Origin of the sequence: Pseudomonas sp. (assembly GCF_036404235.1) — a bacterium.
Classification (GTDB): domain Bacteria; phylum Pseudomonadota; class Gammaproteobacteria; order Pseudomonadales; family Pseudomonadaceae; genus Aquipseudomonas.
This window is the reverse complement of the sequence record NZ_DASWOT010000177.1, coordinates 1-17,476: the sequence shown is the minus strand read 5'-3', so window position 1 is coordinate 17,476 and position 17,476 is coordinate 1. Positions and strand designations below refer to the sequence as shown.

The 17,476-nt window shown below is 57.5% G+C and carries 16 protein-coding genes and 3 tRNA genes; all 19 read left to right on the top strand.

What is annotated here, in order from left to right; translation table 11 throughout:
* Window positions 1-31 precede the first annotated feature (31 nt).
* The 19 genes from VGC62_RS22350 (at window position 32) to VGC62_RS22260 (ending at window position 17,413) form a co-directional block, all read left to right on the top strand.
* On the top strand, window positions 32-388 hold the full coding sequence (locus VGC62_RS22350) for a PilZ domain-containing protein (protein ID WP_268797228.1): 357 nt from the start codon (window positions 32-34) through the stop codon (window positions 386-388).
* Between the two features lie 14 nt (window positions 389-402).
* Complete coding sequence (locus tag VGC62_RS22345) at window positions 403-1,188, top strand: TatD family hydrolase (RefSeq protein WP_331189253.1); 786 nt, start codon at window positions 403-405, stop codon at window positions 1,186-1,188.
* 451 nt (window positions 1,189-1,639) lie between these two features.
* Window positions 1,640-2,302, top strand: a complete 663-nt coding sequence (locus tag VGC62_RS22340; protein ID WP_331189252.1) for a TetR/AcrR family transcriptional regulator — start codon at window positions 1,640-1,642, stop codon at window positions 2,300-2,302.
* 91 nt (window positions 2,303-2,393) lie between these two features.
* A complete protein-coding gene (locus VGC62_RS22335) occupies window positions 2,394-2,996 on the top strand; it encodes a DUF4823 domain-containing protein (RefSeq protein WP_414705839.1) in 603 nt (200 codons plus the stop codon).
* 9 nt (window positions 2,997-3,005) lie between these two features.
* A complete protein-coding gene (locus VGC62_RS22330) occupies window positions 3,006-3,569 on the top strand; it encodes a DUF1285 domain-containing protein (protein WP_331189251.1) in 564 nt (187 codons plus the stop codon).
* Between the two features lie 103 nt (window positions 3,570-3,672).
* A complete protein-coding gene (locus VGC62_RS22325; RefSeq protein ID WP_331189250.1) occupies window positions 3,673-4,683 on the top strand; it encodes an aspartate-semialdehyde dehydrogenase in 1,011 nt (336 codons plus the stop codon).
* Between the two features lie 116 nt (window positions 4,684-4,799).
* Complete coding sequence (locus VGC62_RS22320; protein WP_331189249.1) at window positions 4,800-7,598, top strand: FimV/HubP family polar landmark protein; 2,799 nt, start codon at window positions 4,800-4,802, stop codon at window positions 7,596-7,598.
* Window positions 7,599-7,771: 173 nt separating this feature from the next.
* Window positions 7,772-8,596 (top strand): tRNA pseudouridine(38-40) synthase TruA, encoded by an 825-nt coding sequence (gene truA / locus VGC62_RS22315; RefSeq protein ID WP_331189272.1) that lies wholly within the window; start codon window positions 7,772-7,774, stop codon window positions 8,594-8,596.
* 61 nt (window positions 8,597-8,657) lie between these two features.
* Entirely contained in the window at window positions 8,658-9,278 is a 621-nt protein-coding gene (locus VGC62_RS22310) for a phosphoribosylanthranilate isomerase (protein ID WP_331189248.1), read from the top strand.
* 304 nt (window positions 9,279-9,582) lie between these two features.
* Entirely contained in the window at window positions 9,583-10,503 is a 921-nt protein-coding gene (accD, locus tag VGC62_RS22305; protein WP_331189247.1) for an acetyl-CoA carboxylase, carboxyltransferase subunit beta, read from the top strand.
* The gene (folC, locus tag VGC62_RS22300; RefSeq protein WP_331189246.1) at window positions 10,500-11,807 is read left to right on the top strand and encodes a bifunctional tetrahydrofolate synthase/dihydrofolate synthase; all 1,308 of its coding nucleotides are present in this window, start codon (window positions 10,500-10,502) and stop codon (window positions 11,805-11,807) included. The genes accD and folC overlap by 4 nt, the downstream gene beginning before the upstream one ends.
* Window positions 11,791-12,450: an SPOR domain-containing protein gene (locus VGC62_RS22295; RefSeq protein ID WP_331189245.1), complete on the top strand. Its 660-nt coding sequence runs from the start codon at window positions 11,791-11,793 to the stop codon at window positions 12,448-12,450. Before folC ends, VGC62_RS22295 begins: the two co-directional genes overlap by 17 nt.
* A 229-nt stretch (window positions 12,451-12,679) precedes the next feature.
* The gene (locus tag VGC62_RS22290) at window positions 12,680-13,267 is read left to right on the top strand and encodes a CvpA family protein (protein ID WP_331189244.1); all 588 of its coding nucleotides are present in this window, start codon (window positions 12,680-12,682) and stop codon (window positions 13,265-13,267) included.
* Between the two features lie 12 nt (window positions 13,268-13,279).
* Window positions 13,280-14,785 (top strand): amidophosphoribosyltransferase, encoded by a 1,506-nt coding sequence (gene purF, locus VGC62_RS22285; protein WP_331189243.1) that lies wholly within the window; start codon window positions 13,280-13,282, stop codon window positions 14,783-14,785.
* Window positions 14,786-14,806: 21 nt separating this feature from the next.
* A complete protein-coding gene (locus tag VGC62_RS22280) occupies window positions 14,807-16,018 on the top strand; it encodes an O-succinylhomoserine sulfhydrylase (RefSeq protein ID WP_331189242.1) in 1,212 nt (403 codons plus the stop codon).
* Window positions 16,015-16,791, top strand: coding sequence for an SDR family oxidoreductase (locus VGC62_RS22275; RefSeq protein ID WP_331189241.1), 777 nt, complete (start codon window positions 16,015-16,017; stop codon window positions 16,789-16,791). The genes VGC62_RS22280 and VGC62_RS22275 overlap by 4 nt, the downstream gene beginning before the upstream one ends.
* Before the next feature lie 210 nt (window positions 16,792-17,001).
* Window positions 17,002-17,077 (top strand) — tRNA-Val (locus VGC62_RS22270).
* A 59-nt stretch (window positions 17,078-17,136) separates the two neighbouring features.
* A tRNA-Asp gene (locus VGC62_RS22265) sits at window positions 17,137-17,213 on the top strand.
* A gap of 123 nt (window positions 17,214-17,336) precedes the next feature.
* A tRNA-Asp gene (locus tag VGC62_RS22260) sits at window positions 17,337-17,413 on the top strand.
* Window positions 17,414-17,476 lie beyond the last annotated feature (63 nt).

Here is a 17,476-nt window from a genome sequence, read left to right as displayed (position 1 = left end):
ACGAAACGTCAACAGACCATAGGGGGTTACGATGAGTTTGCCACTGAGTCCAGGTCCACGTAACGGCATTCTGTCCCTGACCATCAAGGACAAGTCGGTCCTCTACGCTGCGTATATGCCGTTCATCAAGAACGGCGGGTTGTTCATTCCGACCAGCAAAAGCTACAAGCTGGGCGACGAGGTGTTCATGTTGCTCAACTTGATGGATGAGCCAGAGAAAATTCCGGTCGCAGGCAAAGTTACCTGGATTACCCCCAAAGGGGCGCAGGGCAACCGCGCGGCAGGCGTCGGTGTGCAGTTCAATGATGGCGACAATACCGCACGCAACATGATCGAGAATTATCTGGCCGGAGCGCTGAAGTCCGACCGTCCGACCCATACCATGTAAGTTGCTACGTTCTCATGCTCATAGATTCCCATTGCCACCTTGATCGTCTTGATCTCACCCAACACGCAGGATCCCTTGACGCCGCTCTTGATGCTGCACGGAGTCGGGGTGTCGGACATTTTCTGTGCATTGGCGTCAGCGCCGATAACGCGGGGGCCGTGAAAGCGCTCGCGGACCGGTATGAGGATGTGGATTGTTCGGTGGGCATTCATCCGCTCGACCTCAAGCCTGGCGAAGCGCCCGCGCTCCAATGGCTGCTTGATGAACTCGATCACCCGCGGGTGGTGGCGATTGGCGAGACCGGGCTGGATTATCACTACGAGCCTGAAGCGGCTGAGTTGCAACAGGCGTCGTTCCGTTTGCACCTGCAAGCCGCCAACATCACCGGCAAACCGGTGATCGTGCATACCCGTGGCGCGCGGGCCGACACCCTGGCGCTGCTGCGTGACGCGGCATTGCCTCAAGGCGGTGTGCTGCACTGCTTTACGGAAGACTGGGACATGGCAAAAGCGGCGCTGGATATCGGTTTTTACATCTCGCTGTCGGGGATTGTGACGTTCCGCAATGCCGATGCGTTGCGTGATGTGGCCAGTAAAGTGCCAGCTGATCGACTGCTGGTGGAGACCGACTCGCCCTATCTGGCGCCTATTCCATACCGTGGCAAGCCCAACTTGCCGCAATACGTGCGTGAAGTTGCAGAGTTTTTAGCGATGCTGCGCGGCGAAACCTATGAACGTTTTGCCGAGCAGACCAGCGAGAACTTCCGTCGGTTGTTCCCGCTGGCTCACGTCAAAGTCTGACGTACTGAACTCCAGGCAAAAAAAACCCGGGTTCTGGGGGGTGAATCCGGGTTAAGACCATTAGGAGTAAAACAAAGACACTCTGTCCATCGGTGTCTTTACCGGCGCGCCATTTGGGGGAGATGCCGCGTCAGCGAATGTAAGTATTGGTCAGAATCGGCGGCCGTCCAGCGCTGTTTGTACATTTTTTAAACAGTTTTGGAATACTTATCCGGCTGTTGATACCTCAAAACGCAGCACTCCAGGGGGCCACATCGCTGATGGCGTTGTGGCCACTGCATCGGCGGCAGCACACGCTGGCCGCATTCTGCCCACTGTGTCGATCAAATACCGCAAGCTGGGCAGGTGGGCGAATTCGTCAAGTAGCGTGAATATGATCGGATGATCCGTGCAATTTGGCGCAAGTTAGGCATAATGTGCGGCTTCGATTTTGATCCCACAGCCCCTTCCTATGCACAAAGAACCTCGTAAGGTCCGTGAGTTTCGGCGCCGTGAGCAAGAAATTCTCGATACCGCGCTCAAGCTGTTCCTCGAACAGGGTGAAGACAGCGTCACCGTCGAGATGATCGCTGATGCCGTGGGTATTGGCAAAGGTACTATCTATAAGCATTTCAAGTCTAAAGCGGAGATTTATCTACGCTTGATGCTCGACTACGAGCGCGACTTGAACGAGCTGTTGCACTCAGCCGATGTCGACAAAGACAAAGAAGCGCTGTCCCGGGCTTACTTTGAGTTCCGCATGCGCGATCCGCAGCGTTATCGGTTGTTTGATCGCCTGGAAGAGAAAGTAGTCAAGGGCAACCAGGTGCCGGAAATGGTCGAGGAACTGCATAAGATCCGCGCATCCAACTTCGAGCGCCTGACCTTGCTGATCAAGGGGCGCATCACCGAAGGCAAGCTTGAGGATGTACCTCCCTATTTCCATTACTGCGCGGCCTGGGCGTTGGTGCATGGCGCCGTGGCGCTCTATCATTCGCCGTTCTGGAGCAACGTGCTTGAGGACCAGGAAGGGTTCTTCCAGTTCCTGATGGACATCGGCGTACGCATGGGTAACAAACGTAAGCGCGACATAGAGCCTGGTCACGATCTAAAGCCGGAAATCTCCGGCAACTGACCGAAGTGGCGCAAAAGCTGCATTAGACGACCATTCGCCGGTTTTCCGTCGCCGGCCTCTGGAGGGGATAATGCGTAGCCCGATTTTTTTGATGGCGTTGATGGCGCTACTGGCGCCGTTGGCGTTGAGTGGATGCATGCACGTCAGCGATTTGGCGCAGGGTGCGCATGATGAGCTTAGTGATGCAGGGCTACTCGATCACAGTTCCACCCGACGTATCAGTAATTGGCGTCTGCAGCCCGATTCTTTCATTTTTATCGCCCAAGGCGCCTTCGTTCCACCGGGCGGCGCATACCCTCGTCCCAACGTGGTAGCCGAAGAAGCCTTCAACGGCTTCGTCGAGTATTTCCCGATGGTCCGCCGCGCGCGTGCGCCGGAAGGTCTCGATGAGGCGATGAATGAGGCCCGTACCGCTGGCGCCCACTATTTGCTGTACACCCGTTTTGCCCGGGCTGACGATCGAATCGGCAACTTCGATGAGTGGTCCGACCAAGAGGCAGTGGACCGTTTGGGTATCGATAGCGGGGTGATTCAGCTCATGTTGATCGAAACCAATACCCGTTACTTGATTGACTCGGCGCGTATTCATAGCCGCGGTGGATTGCTCACGCTACACGACACCAAGCCTGAAGATTTGCTTGGTCCGCCCATGGAAGACTACGCTCGTAGCTTGTTAGGTGTAGCGCGTCGCTAAGGAGCAAGTATGAGTGGCCAGGGCAAAGCCAACGATTTGTTGGCGCAGATCCCAAAGTCCGGCAAGGGGTTGCCACCGGTGCATCTGTGGAATCCGGATTTTTGTGGCGATATCGACATGCGTATCGCCCGCGACGGAACCTGGTACTACCTGGGCACGCCCATTGGCCGTAAACCCATGGTTCGATTGTTTTCCACCATCATTCGCCGTGACGGCAACGCATATTTTCTGATTACGCCGGTGGAGAAAGTCGGTATCACCGTCGATGATGCGCCGTTTGTGGCAGTACTGTTAGACGTGCAAGGCGAGGGCGAGGCGCAAGTGCTGCGTTTCACCACCAATGTCGATGATGTCGTCGAAGCCGGTGCTGAGCATGTGTTGCGTGTCAGCATCGATCCGCAGACGCAAGAACCCACGCCTTACCTTCATGTGCGCAGCAATCTTGAGGCGCTCATCCATCGCAATGTGTTCTACCAGTTGGTAGATCTTGCGGTCACTCGCGACATTGGCGGCCAGCGCTGGCTGGGCGTTTGGAGCGACGGCGAGTTTTTTAAAATCGGTCTTGAGCCCTGAGACAACATTTCGCGAGGAATAAATGCTGCGCATCGCCAGTTCAATTGCCTGGTGTGTACTCGACGGTTAAAGTGCCGCTCCCTGATTTTCCTGAGGTTTTTGCATGAGCCAGTCCCTTGACATCGCAGTGGTCGGCGCCACCGGTACTGTCGGCGAAACCATCGTCCAGATTCTTGAAGAGCGTGAGTTCCCGCTCGGTACTCTGAATTTGTTGGCCAGTGCCGAATCTGCCGGCCACTCCGTACCGTTTCGCGGCAAAAACGTGCGCGTGCGTGAGGTCGACGAGTTCGATTTCGGTAAAGTCCAACTGGTGTTTTTCGCCGCTGGCCCTGCGATTACCCGCAGTTACGCGGCTCGCGCCACTGCTGCTGGCTGCGCTGTGATCGATCTTTCTGCGGGTCTTGCGGTCACGCAGGCGCCAAATATCATCCCGCAAATCAATGCCGTGCTGTTGGCGAACAGGGTCAAACCATATCAGTTGGCCTGCCCAAGTCCGACCGCGGCTGCCTTGGCGTTGGTGATTGCGCCACTTCGCCGCGTGTTGGATGTGCAGCGTGTCAGCGTCACGGCCTGCCTTGCAGTATCCAGCCAGGGGCGTGAAGGCGTAACCGAGCTGGCGCGACAAACCACGGAACTGCTGAATATTCGCCCAGTGGAGTCAAAGGTTTTCGATCGGCAGATGGCTTTTAATGTGCTTGCGCAAGTCGGCACACCTGATGCTGATGGTCATGTCCCGCTGGAAAAACGTTTGGTGGCCGAGTTGCGCGAGTTGCTGGCGCTGCCTTTACTCAAGGTGGCCGTCACCTGCATCCAGGTGCCGGTGTTTTTCGGTGACAGTTTCAGCGTATCGCTGCAGACGGCGGCCCCGGTAGATCTCGCGGTAATCAATGCGTTGCTGGACGAGGCTGATGGAATCGAGCTCGTGGAGGCGGGGGATTACCCAACGGCGGTCGGCGATGCGGTTGGGCAGGACGCAGTCTATGTAGGACGTTTACGACAAGGTATCGACGATGCTTGTGAACTTAATTTATGGATTACGTCTGATAATGTGCGCAAAGGTGCGGCGTTGAACGCTGTGCAAGTCGCGGAACTGTTGATAAAAGACGTTGTGTAAAAGATACTTGCCGACAATTCAAAGAATCATTCTAGCTGTGGCGTGACGACACGCCCTACGCCCTAGCAGGCTTTATCTTCTCGGTTGCCGGGGAACTTTTAAACAAGGGATGGGCTATGGTTCAGGTTCGCAAACTGGTATTAGCAATCGCTGCGGCTTCGGCGCTGTCATCCGGGATGGTGCAGGCGCTCGGCCTCGGTGGTCTGACCGTCAAGTCGACCCTGAATCAGCCGCTGCTTGCCGAGATAGAGCTGACGCAAGTGCAAGATCTGAATGCCACGCAAGTGGTACCCAGCCTGGCCACCTCTGCGGAATTCGCCCAGGCCGGCGTCGGGCGCATGGCAATCCTGGATGACTTGACGTTTACGCCGATCATCAATGCCAGCGGCAAGAGCGTTCTGCGCATCACCTCGACCAAGCCCGTACGTGACCCCTATGTGAAGTTCCTTGTACAAGTGCTTTGGCCAAGCGGCCGTGCGCTGCGCGAATACAGCCTGCTGCTTGATCCTCCAAAATTTTCTCCTGAAGCCGCTGCGGCCGCCGCGCAGCTTCCATCGACGGCACCGGCGCCAGCTCAAACTCAGTCAACTGCCCCGACGCCGGCGCCAGTCGCTGCTGAACCCGCAGCACCGGCAGAGCCGAAGTTCACTCAATACACCACCGCCAACAACGACACGCTGTGGGAAATCGCTGAGCGAGTACGCAACGGGGGGACCGTTCAGCAGACCATGCTGGCGATCCAGGCTCTGAACCCTGACGCATTCATCGCAGGCAATATCAACCGCCTGAAAAAGGGTCAGGTTTTGCGCCTGCCCACTGCGCAGCAATCGACAGAGATGCCGCAGCCGCGCGCGGTGGCGGAAGTCGCCGCGCAGAACCAAGCGTGGCGTCAGGGCCGTCGTTTGCCAAGTGGTACGCGTCAGGTGGATGCAACGCGTCGTGATCGCGCAGGCGCAGCGCCGTCGCAGATCGACGCCAAAGATAACCTTAGTCTGGTCGCTGCGAATGCCAGGCCGGGTGCAAAGGGCGCCGCCAGTGACAATGCGGACCTGAGCAATAAATTGGCCACAGCCCAGGAAAGCCTCGACAGCACGCGTCGCGATAATGCAGAGCTAAAAAGCCGCATGGGTGATCTGCAAAGTCAGGTTGATAAGCTGCAACGCCTGATCCAACTGAAGAACGACCAGTTAGCGAAGATGCAGGCCGCAGGCATTGCGGTGCCGCCTCCAGCGCTCGACCCAAACAGCATCGTCAGCCCCAACAGCGTGACCAACCCCAATAACGCTGCTAATCCCGTCACGCCAGCGAACTCGGCAATGCCAGCCACCGCCGTGCCTAATTCAGCCTCTGTGGATGCCGCAGGCAAGCCACTAAATGAAATCGCCCCCGAAGATGCATTGCCGGTCGACGGTGCGAAAGTCACCGCGGCCACTCCAGATCAGCCGCTGGTTGAGAGCGATGCAACGGACTCCAACAACCCCTTCAATAAGCTACTTGCCAACCCGCTGCTATTGGGACTGGTGGGTGGTGGGGCGCTGCTGATTTTGCTGTTGCTGCTATTTCTGCTCGCGCGCCGCCGCAATGCGATGATTGCAGCCCAGAGGCACCAGAAAATGGCGCAGGCACTGGCCGAAGAGTCTGAGTTCGGGGCCGATATGGACCTACCAGAAAGCAGTTTCGAAGGTTTGGAGGTGCCTGCTCCTAATGTAAAGATGCCAGCGGAGCCGACCTCCGTGATCGAGCCGGTCCGCGAACACCCAACTGATGTGCTCGTTCAGGCTGAAATCCACATCGCTTACGGGCGTATCAATCAGGCCGCTGCGTTGTTGGAAGATGCCATCAAGCAAGAGCCTCAGCGCAGTGACTTGCGTTTGAAACTGATGGAAATCTACGGTCAACAGGACAATCAGGCGGGGTTTGTCGCCCAAGAGCGCAAGTTGATCGCCACGGGAAAGAACCACGCTGAAGTCGAACAACTCAAAGTCCGTTACCCAGCGATGGCTGCTGCGGCTGCAGTAGCGGCAGCAGGGGCGGCGGCAACTGCGATTGCGGCCGAGATGGATGCGAAATACGTCGAAGACTTACTGCACGATAAGTTGCCGGAAGATGAACCGACACCAGCTGCGCCCGAGCCTGTCGCCCAGACACCGATTGTCGAGCCCGACGATTTCGACACAGCATTCGATCTCAGTCTGGATGAGCTTGAAGTTGCATCGCCGGCTCAGGTGGCAGATCACTCCGCGGTGTCGGCCGATTCGCAGTTGGACGATCTGAAGCTTGATGCACCGCAGGCCGCTGCTCATGAGGATCTGGACTTCGACGCCATTTTGCGGGAACAGACCGACGCCGCTTCTGCAAAGCCGGATGACCTCGCGGATTTCGATCTGGATCTTTCCGAAGACCAACCAGCCCTGAAGGCTGAGGATGATTACCTGCTCGGGCTGGAAGACGAGTTGCGCGATTTGCCTGCCTTCCAGGCTGAGCCGGATTTGGGGGATGCCAAGGCCAGCCCGTTGGCCGATGATGATTTGGACTTGCCAGCGGATTTCGATCTTTCATTGGCTGATGAGATCGATACCGAGCATGCGTCAGCAGCATTCGCTTCTGAAATTGACGATGTCAACTCTGAGCTTGAGCGTCTTTCGCAAAGTCTGGAGCAGCCACCGATTGGCAAGCCGTTCGACAGTACGCCGACGCCGACCTTCACCGCAGATGATGCGCTGCTGGCCGATGACGAGCCTGAATTTGACTTCCTTTCGGGCACGGACGAGGCGGCTACCAAGCTTGACCTGGCACGCGCCTATATCGAAATGGGTGATGCCGACGGCGCTCGCGACATTCTGGATGAGGTCGTCGCAGAAGGTGATGACGGGCAGAAAACCGAAGCGCGCGAGATGCTGTCGCGACTGGCCTGACCCTCCTTGTTCCGATAATGCAAACGACCGCTTCGGCGGTCGTTTGCATTGGAGGGGGGGCGAGTGCATGGCGTCTTTTTTTTGCAGCCGTATAATGGCCGCCCTTGCGCATACCGACAGGCTTTAAATTCTTGGCAACCACAGATATCAAGGCAGAAACGGCAGCAGCCGAAATGGCCGCTGAAGGGTTTTTCCGAATCGCACTGGGCGTGGAATACAAAGGTTCGCGCTATAGCGGCTGGCAGCGACAAGCGTCCGGCGTGACGACTGTGCAAGAAACATTGGAAAACGCCTTGTCCAAAGTGGCCGATTCTCCGGTCAGTCTTCTGTGTGCCGGTCGCACGGATGCGGGTGTGCATGCCTGCGGCCAAGTGGTGCATTTCGACACCCAGGCAGAGCGGACGATGAAAGCCTGGACGATGGGCGCCAATATCAATTTGCCCCACGATATCAGCGTGACCTGGGCGAAAGTCATGCCTGCGCATTTTCATGCGCGTTTCAAGGCTATTGCCCGGCGTTACCGCTACGTGATTTACAACGATCAGATCCGACCTGCGCACCTTGGTCAGGAGATCACCTGGAATCACCGCCCGCTGGATGTCGAGCGCATGGCACTGGCGGCGCAATACCTGGTGGGTACCCACGATTTCAGTGCGTTTCGTGCCGGGCAGTGCCAGGCCAAGTCGCCGATCAAACAACTGCATCATCTGCGTGTCACTCGTCACGGCAAGATGATCGTGATCGATATCCGCGCCAATGCTTTCTTGCACCACATGGTGCGCAACATCGCGGGTGTGTTGATGACCATCGGGGCAGGGGAGCGGCCCATCGAGTGGGCCAGCGAAGTATTGGAGAGCCGGGTACGCCGTACTGGCGGTGTGACAGCTCATCCGTTTGGTCTTTATCTGGTTCAGGTGGAGTATCGAGACGAGTTTCCATTGCCTGAGCGGTACATTGGTCCGAACTTTCTGACAGGCTTTACAGAACTTGGCGGCTGACGCCCGGAAAAGCATTTGCTAACATCCGGAACTTTACGCAAAGACCTGAGGTTTTCACGACATGTCAGCCGTTCGCAGCAAGATCTGCGGGATTACCCGCATAGAAGATGCGTTGGCCGCCGTCGAAGCGGGCGCCGATGCCATCGGGTTTGTGTTCTATCCCGAGAGCCCGCGTGCAGTCACGGTCCAGCAGGCGAGAGATATCATCGCCGCATTGCCGCCGTTCATTTCCACCGTCGGCTTGTTCGTCAATGCCAGCGCCCGCGAGTTGAACGAGACCCTCGACGCAGTCCCCCTGGATCTGCTGCAATTTCACGGTGATGAAACCCCGGAGCAATGCGAGGGTTATCATCGTCCGTTTATCAAGGCGTTGCGGGTCAAGGCCGGTGACGATATCGCAGCCGCCTGCAAGCTTTACTCGAAGGCCAGCGGTATCCTCCTCGACACTTATGTCGCCGGTATGCCAGGCGGCACAGGCGAAACGTTCGATTGGGCGCTGATTCCAAAAGGTCTGAGCAAGCCCATTATCCTGGCCGGCGGCTTGACCCCAGCGAACGTTTCCCAAGCCATCGCTCACGTACATCCTTATGCGGTCGATGTCAGCGGTGGTGTCGAAAAAAGCAAAGGGATCAAGGATCACGACAAGATCCGCGCATTCATGAACGCAGTGCATGCTTCGTGAAGACGCTTTGACAGGGGGCAGCGGCAGCGGGCTTGGGCTCGATGTGACGGCAGGCATCCGGTTGCCGTCCACTAGCCTGCCACCGCCGTTTGCGCAAAGGTCGAATTGAACGAGCGACGACGTCCTGCGTCTCGCGGCAAATAGTTGAGGGTAGCGGTCGATGGGGTGTAGATGCGGCTGGTCAGGCTCGATGCCGATCGCTGTAGCGACACGCGGTCACCGCAACACATGAATTTAGCTCAAGGGCATACGCGTGGCACAGACCGCCACTGCGCTTGAGCTCCCGGTACTGGAGAAAGAAAGCATGAGCAACTGGTTGGTAGACAAACTGATCCCTTCGATCATGCGTTCCGAGGTCAAGAAAAGCTCGGTGCCTGAAGGCCTCTGGCACAAGTGTCCGTCTTGCGAGGCGGTGCTTTATCGACCAGAACTGGAGAAAACCCTGGACGTATGTCCAAAGTGCAACCACCACATGCGTATCAACGCACGCTCGCGGCTGAATATCTTCCTGGACACTGAAGGTCGCGATGAAATCGGTGCCGATCTGGAGCCGGTCGACCGCCTGAAGTTCCGCGACAGCAAGAAATACAAGGACCGCCTGACCGCCGCACAGAAGCAGACCGGCGAAAAAGACGCATTGGTCGCGATGAGCGGGACGCTGCTAGGCATGCCGGTTGTGGCTGTTGCCTTCGAGTTCTCATTTATGGGTGGCTCGATGGGCGCTATCGTCGGTGAGCGCTTCGTCCGGGCTGCCAACTATGCGCTGGAAAAACGTTGTCCGATGGTCTGCTTTGCCGCCTCCGGTGGTGCGCGGATGCAGGAGGCGCTGATTTCCCTGATGCAGATGGCCAAGACCTCTGCGGTGCTGGCGCGGCTGCGTGAAGAAGGCCTGCCCTTTATCTCCGTGTTGACCGACCCGGTCTATGGTGGTGTTTCCGCCAGTCTGGCGATGTTGGGTGATGTAATCGTCGCCGAGCCCAAGGCGTTGATCGGCTTTGCCGGTCCTCGAGTGATTGAGCAGACCGTGCGTGAAAAACTCCCTGAAGGCTTCCAGCGTAGCGAGTTTCTCCTGGATCACGGTGCGATCGACATGATCATCCATCGTCAGGAATTGCGTCAGCGTCTGGGAAATGTATTGGCTCAAATGATGGGCTTGCCGACGCCGAAATTCATTGCACCGAAAATCGAACCTATCGTCGTCCCGCCTGTTCCGGCAAACGTATGATTCAACGCTCTTTGGCCGACTGGCTCGCTTATCTTGAGCAATTGCATCCTTCGGCCATTGATCTGGGGTTGGAGCGCTCACAGCAAGTGGCGCTCGCGCTCGGTCTCACCCGGCCTGCGCCTCGTGTGGTCACGGTTACGGGCACCAATGGCAAGGGCTCAACCTGCGCTTTCGTTGCCCAACTGCTGCAAGCCCAGGGTTTGAAAGTCGGTGTTTACAGTTCTCCACATTTGTTGCGCTATAACGAGCGTGTGCAAGTGCAGGGTATTGAAGCCACCGATGCGCAGTTGTGCGATGCATTTGCCGTGGTTGAACAAGCGCGTGGCGATGTTTCCCTCACCTATTTCGAAATGGGCACCCTTGCGGCGTTCTGGCTGTTCGAGCAAGCGTCGCTGGACGCTGTGGTGCTGGAAGTCGGGCTGGGCGGACGTTTGGACGCGGTAAACCTGATTGATGCCGATTTGGCGCTGGTCACCAGCATTGGTATCGATCATGTCGATTGGCTGGGGGATACGCGTGAGTCGGTGGCGTTCGAAAAGGCCGGGATTTTTCGCGAAGGGCGACCTGCGCTGTGTGGTGATCTTGACCCGCCTGCTCCGCTGCTTGAGCGTGCTCGTGCGCTGAATTGCCCGTTGTTGTTGCGAGGGCGTGATTTCGACCTGACTGTTGCCGGCGACAGCTGGAGTTGGTTCGGCACCAACGGCAGTGGTCAGCGCATCGAGCTGTTGGCGCTGCCGTTGTTGGATTTGCCTATGCAGAATGCAGCGCTGGCACTTCAGGCTTATCTGCTGCTGAATCTTCCGTGGAGCGACGCTTCGATCCGCAGTGCCTTGCTCGCGACCCACTTGACGGGGCGTCTGGATCGGCGCTCCTTCCGTTGGCAGGGTAAGGACCTCAACATCTTGCTCGATGTGGGTCACAATCCGCATGCGGCGAGCTTTTTGGCTGGGCGTCTGGCACAAAGGCCTATTGCTGGCAAACGCCTGGCGGTGTTTGGTTTGCTCAACGATAAAGACCTCGAAGCGGTGGTGACTGAATTAACTGCCAGCATGGGAAGCTGGGCAGTAGCGCCTTTGCCAACGTCTCGCAGTCGCCCTGCCGATGAGATTGCCACGGCCTTGCAGAACCTTGGTGCGCAGGTGGCGTCTTATCCGAGCGTCGCGCTGGCGCTTGAAGCGCAGTGTGCGCAAGCGACGGCTGAAGATGAAATTGTGCTGTTCGGGTCTTTTTATTGCGTCGCCGAGGGTCTCGAATGGCTGAGTCGGCACGTCACGGAGGAAGTGGCCAATGGCTTTGCTGGATAAGGCTTACAAGCAACGGATGGTCGGCGCGTTGGTGCTAGTCGCGGTGGCGGTGATTTTCCTGCCTATGCTGTTCTCGCGTCAGGATGAAGCACGTCATGTGCAAGTCGATGCGCCCGCCGTCCCTCAGGCGCCTGTTGTGCCTCAGCTCAAGGTCGATCCGGTGAGCGTGCCTGAGCAACAGCCGTTGCCCCAGGAGCCAGTGCCGACTGATGAAGAGCTTGCGCAGAGTCATCAGCCGCCTGCCATGCCGATTGCGCCTGCGCCGAACAAGCCGGTGACACAAACGGCTCCAGCCGCCAAGACGACGCCGGCCCCTGCGCCAGCGGCGAAACCTACGCCTGCGCCTGCTGCTCCAGCAGCACCGATGGCATCAGCCGCCGACAACCGTGTGGACGCCAATGGTCTGTCAGTCAGTTGGTCGGTGCAGTTGGCGAGCATGTCAAATCGGGCCAACGCCGATAACTTGCAGAAAACCCTGCGCACCCAAGGTTATAACGCCTATATCCGCACTTCAGATGGAGTGAATCGGGTATTCGTGGGACCGTTGATCGAGCGCGCCGAGGCTGATCGTCTGCGTGACCAGTTGGACAAGCAGCAGAAACTGAAAGGTATCGTCGTGCGTTTCCAGCCGGAGCGTAAGTAACAGCATCAGCCATATGGCCATCAATGTGGGGGGAGGCTGCTCGCGATAGGATATATTTTGGCGCTGACGCTGTGTCGCAGGTGTCGGCTTATCGTGAGCAGGCTCCCTTCCACTGATCTGCTCCTCGGGAGCTATTGATAAAGTTAATCAAACCCCACTGAAATCCCCGCTTACCGCCGGGGCGGCGCTCTGCTAAAATGCGCCGCCTTATCCGTCAGTAGGCGTGAACGTGGCATTTACTCCGGTTGACTGGGCAATCCTTGCGATTGTCGCCATTTCCGCTTTGATCAGCCTCAAGCGCGGCTTCGTTAAGGAAGCGCTGTCCTTGCTGACGTGGATCATCGCCGGTGTGGTTGCCTGGATGTTCGGTGGGTCGCTTTCGCAGTATCTGGTCAATTACATCGAAACACCTTCGGCGCGCGTGATTGCGGGCTGCACCATTCTTTTTGTCGCTACCCTGCTGGTTGGCGCCATGGTCAATTTTCTGATTGGAGAACTGATACGCGTCACCGGGCTATCCGGGACCGATCGTTTTCTGGGCATGGTCTTCGGCGCTGCGCGCGGAGGCCTACTGGTTGTAGTGGCTGCCGGGTTGTTGAGCCTGGGGCCGGTGCAACAGGATCAATGGTGGCAGCAGTCGAAACTGCTGCCGCAATTTGTGATGGTCGCTGACTGGTCGAAAAACCTGATTCTCGGGATGTCCAGCAAGTGGCTAGCCAGCGGAATCAGCGTTCCTGTTGATATTCCGTTCAAGGATCATCTCTTGCCGCCTACAACGGCGCAGGAAGTGCTCGGTAAATCCAGTTCCACTAAGTAGGGGTTGTGTCGCATGTGTGGGATCGTCGGTATCGTCGGTAAGTCGAACGTCAATCAGTCGCTGTATGACGCGCTCACCGTCCTCCAGCACCGCGGCCAGGACGCTGCCGGTATCGTAACCAGCCACGGCGGCCGGTTATTCCTGCGCAAGGACAACGGGCTGGTCCGTGATGTGTTCCATCAGCGCCATATGCAGCGTCTGGTCGGCCACATGGGCATCGGTCACGTGCGTTACCCAACCGCAGGCAGTTCGACATCGGCCGAAGCTCAGCCGTTCTACGTCAACTCGCCTTACGGCATCACCTTGGCGCACAACGGTAATTTGACCAACGTTGAGCAACTGGCCAAGGAGATTTACGAGTCTGATCTGCGCCACGTCAACACCAACTCCGACTCTGAAGTCTTGCTCAACGTCTTCGCACATGAGCTGGCCGTTCGCGGCAAGCTGCAGCCGACTGAAGAAGATATCTTCGCCGCGGTGACTGACGTGCATAACCGTTGCCGCGGTGGCTACGCCGTTGTGGCAATGATTACGGGCTATGGCATCGTTGGTTTCCGCGACCCAGACGCCATTCGCCCGATCGTTTTCGGCCAGCGTCATACCGACGAAGGCGTCGAGTACATGATCGCTTCCGAAAGCGTTGCCCTCGACGTGCTCGGTTTCACCCTGATCCGCGACCTGGCGCCAGGCGAGGCGGTATACATCACCGAAGATGGCAAGCTGCATACCCGTCAGTGCGCGACCAACCCGAAATACGCGCCATGTATCTTCGAGCACGTCTATCTGGCACGTCCGGACTCAATCATCGACGGTATCTCGGTGTACAAGGCGCGTCTGCGCATGGGCGAAAAACTGGGTGACAAAATCCTGCGCGAGCGCCCGGATCACGACATCGACGTGGTCATTCCGATCCCCGACACCAGCCGCACCGCCGCCCTTGAGCTGGCGAACCATCTGGGCGTCAAGTTTCGCGAAGGCTTCGTCAAGAACCGTTACATTGGCCGGACCTTCATCATGCCGGGCCAGGCTGCACGGAAAAAATCCGTACGCCAGAAGCTCAATGCGATTGAACTTGAGTTCCGTGGCAAGAACGTGATGCTGGTGGACGACTCCATCGTGCGCGGTACTACATGTAAGCAGATTATCCAGATGGCCCGTGAAGCTGGCGCCAAGAACGTGTATTTCTGCTCCGCAGCCCCGGCTGTGCGTTTCCCTAACGTCTACGGCATCGACATGCCGAGTGCTCATGAACTAATCGCTCACAACCGTTCAACCCAGGACGTGGCCGACCTCATCGGTGCCGACTGGTTGATCTATCAGGATCTAAGCGACCTGATCGAAGCGGTGGGTGGCGGTAAGGTCAAGATCGACAACTTCGATTGTTCGGTCTTCGACGGTAAGTACGTGACAGGTGACATCGACGAGCATTACCTGAACAAGATCGAGCAGGCGCGCAACGATGCCTCCAAGGTCAAGACTCAGGCAGTGAGTGCGATCATCGATCTGTACAACAACTAATTCAGACAAGGAGTGGACCGCATGACTCAGGAATGGGATGCCGGTCGACTGGACAGCGATCTTGAGGGTGTGGGTTTCGATACCCTCGCCGTGCGCGCTGGTCAGCACCGTACGCCGGAAAGCGAACACAGCGATCCGTTATTTTTCACCTCCAGCTACGTCTTCCGCACAGCCGCAGACGCGGCCGCGACGTTTGCCGGTGATAAACCGGGCAACGTTTATTCGCGCTACACCAACCCGACCGTGCATTCGTTCGAAGAGCGCATTGCCGCGCTGGAGGGCGGCGAGCAGGCGGTAGCGACGTCCACTGGTATGTCAGCCATTCTGGCCACCGTGATGAGCCTGTGCAGCGCTGGCGATCATGTCTTAGTGTCCAAGAGCGTGTTTGGCTCGACCATCAGCCTGTTCGAGAAGTACTTCAAACGCTTCGGTGTGCAGGTTGACTACGTGCCGCTGGCCGAACTGTCCGGTTGGGACGCGGCGATCAAACCGAACACCAAGCTGCTGTTCGTTGAGTCTCCGTCCAACCCGTTGGCCGAGTTGGTGGATATCGCGGCGCTGGCCGAAATCGCGCATGCCAAAGGTGCGCTGCTGGTGGTCGATAACTGTTTCTGTACACCTGCGCTACAGCGGCCGTTGTTGATCGGGGCCGACGTGGTCGTGCATTCGGCGACCAAGTTCATCGACGGTCAGGGCCGCGCCATGGGTGGTGTGGTTGTGGGCCGCAGCGAACAGATGAAGGAAGTGGTCGGTTTTCTGCGCACGGCCGGGCCGAGCCTGAGTCCGTTCAACGCCTGGTTGTTCCTCAAGGGCCTGGAAACACTGAATATTCGCATGCGCGCGCATTGTGAAAGCGCGCTTGAACTCGCGCGTTGGCTGGAGCAGCAGGACGGCATCGAAAAAGTGCATTACGCTGGTCTGCTAAGCCATCCACAGCATGAGTTGGCCAAGCGTCAGCAAAAGGCTTTTGGCGCCGTGGTCAGTTTTGAAGTCAAGGGTGGCAAAGACGGCGCATGGCGCTTCATCGATGCCACGCGTTTGATCTCGATTACCGCCAACCTGGGTGACACCAAGACCACGATCACTCACCCGAGCACCACGTCTCACGGTCGTCTGTCGCCACAAGAACGTGAAGCCGCCGGCATCCTCGACAGCCTGATCCGGGTTGCCGTGGGCCTGGAAGATATCGCCGACTTGAAAGCCGATTTGGCACGTGGTCTTGCTGCCTTGTGAGTGAGTTGGAAATAGACGCCGCCGTTGTCCACAACGGCCGTGTTGCGTTGGTTACGGGCGCTGCGCGCGGCATCGGTTTGGGTATCGCTGCATGGCTGATCACCGAAGGCTGGCAAGTGGTGTTGGCCGACGTTGATCGTAGGCGTGGTCCGATTGTTGCCAGCGTGCTCGGGGAAAACGCCTCGTTCGTGACCATGGATGTCTCCAGCGAAGAGCAGGTGGTCACTGGTGTGGCGCACGTCCTCGGGATGTTCGGTCGTCTCGACGCGCTGGTATGCAACGCGGCGGTTGCCAACCCGCACAACACAGTTCTGGAAAGCCTTGATCTGGCCTACTGGAACCGCGTGCTGGCGGTCAATCTCAGCGGTCCGATGCTACTGGCCAAGCATTGCGCACCTTATCTACGGGCGCACTGCGGCAGTATCGTCAATCTGAGCTCTACCCGTGCTCGACAATCGCAAGCCGATACAGAGGCCTATGCCGCGAGCAAGGGCGGGGTGCTGGCATTGACCCATGCACTTGCGATCAGCCTGGGGCCAGAGGTCAGAGTCAATGCTGTCAGTCCTGGCTGGATTGACGCGCGTGATCCCGCCGCACGTCGTTCTGAGCCGCTGTCCGATATCGATCATGCGCAGCATCCTGCGGGCAGGGTGGGGACGGTTGAAGATGTCGCGGCGTTGGTGGCCTGGTTGTTGTCGAAGAATGCCGGGTTCGTGACGGGGCAGGAGTTTGTCGTCGACGGTGGAATGAGTCGCAAGATGATCTACTCGTAGAGAGAGCTACAAGTTTCAAGTTTCAAGTTTCAAGTTTCAAGTTTCAAGTCAAATCAAAAGCGAGTCCGCGTGGCTCTTTTTTTTGCTTTTCAGCTTGAAGCCTATAGCTTGCAATCTGGAGCTACATTTCAGCTATTTTTAAAAAACTTCAAGCAGGCTATTGACTTAGCTTCGTCACCTGCGTAAATTTCGCGGCCTCAGCGAAGCAAAGGGTGATTAGCTCAGCCGGGAGAGCAGCTGCCTTACAAGCAGCGGGTCGGCGGTTCGATCCCGTCATCACCCACCATCGTTGAGAGATACAGGCTGAAACTTTTGGGTTTCTGCAGGACGAAAGTCCACCGACGCGCAGCGGTAGTTCAGTCGGTTAGAATACCGGCCTGTCACGCCGGGGGTCGCGGGTTCGAGTCCCGTCCGCTGCGCCATATTATGAAGATTGGGTTCGCCCGGTCTTGGATTGAAAGCTTCTGGCTCTCGATCAGGGTTACACGAAGCAGGCACTCGAAGCCGGTTTCAAAGATTCAAACTGACGCAAGTCCGAGCGATACGCAGCGGTAGTTCAGTCGGTTAGAATACCGGCCTGTCACGCCGGGGGTCGCGGGTTCGAGTCCCGTCCGCTGCGCCATATTTAGCTTCAAGGCCCTTGAACTCCTTGAAGCAACAAAAAGCGACCTTAGGGTCGCTTTTT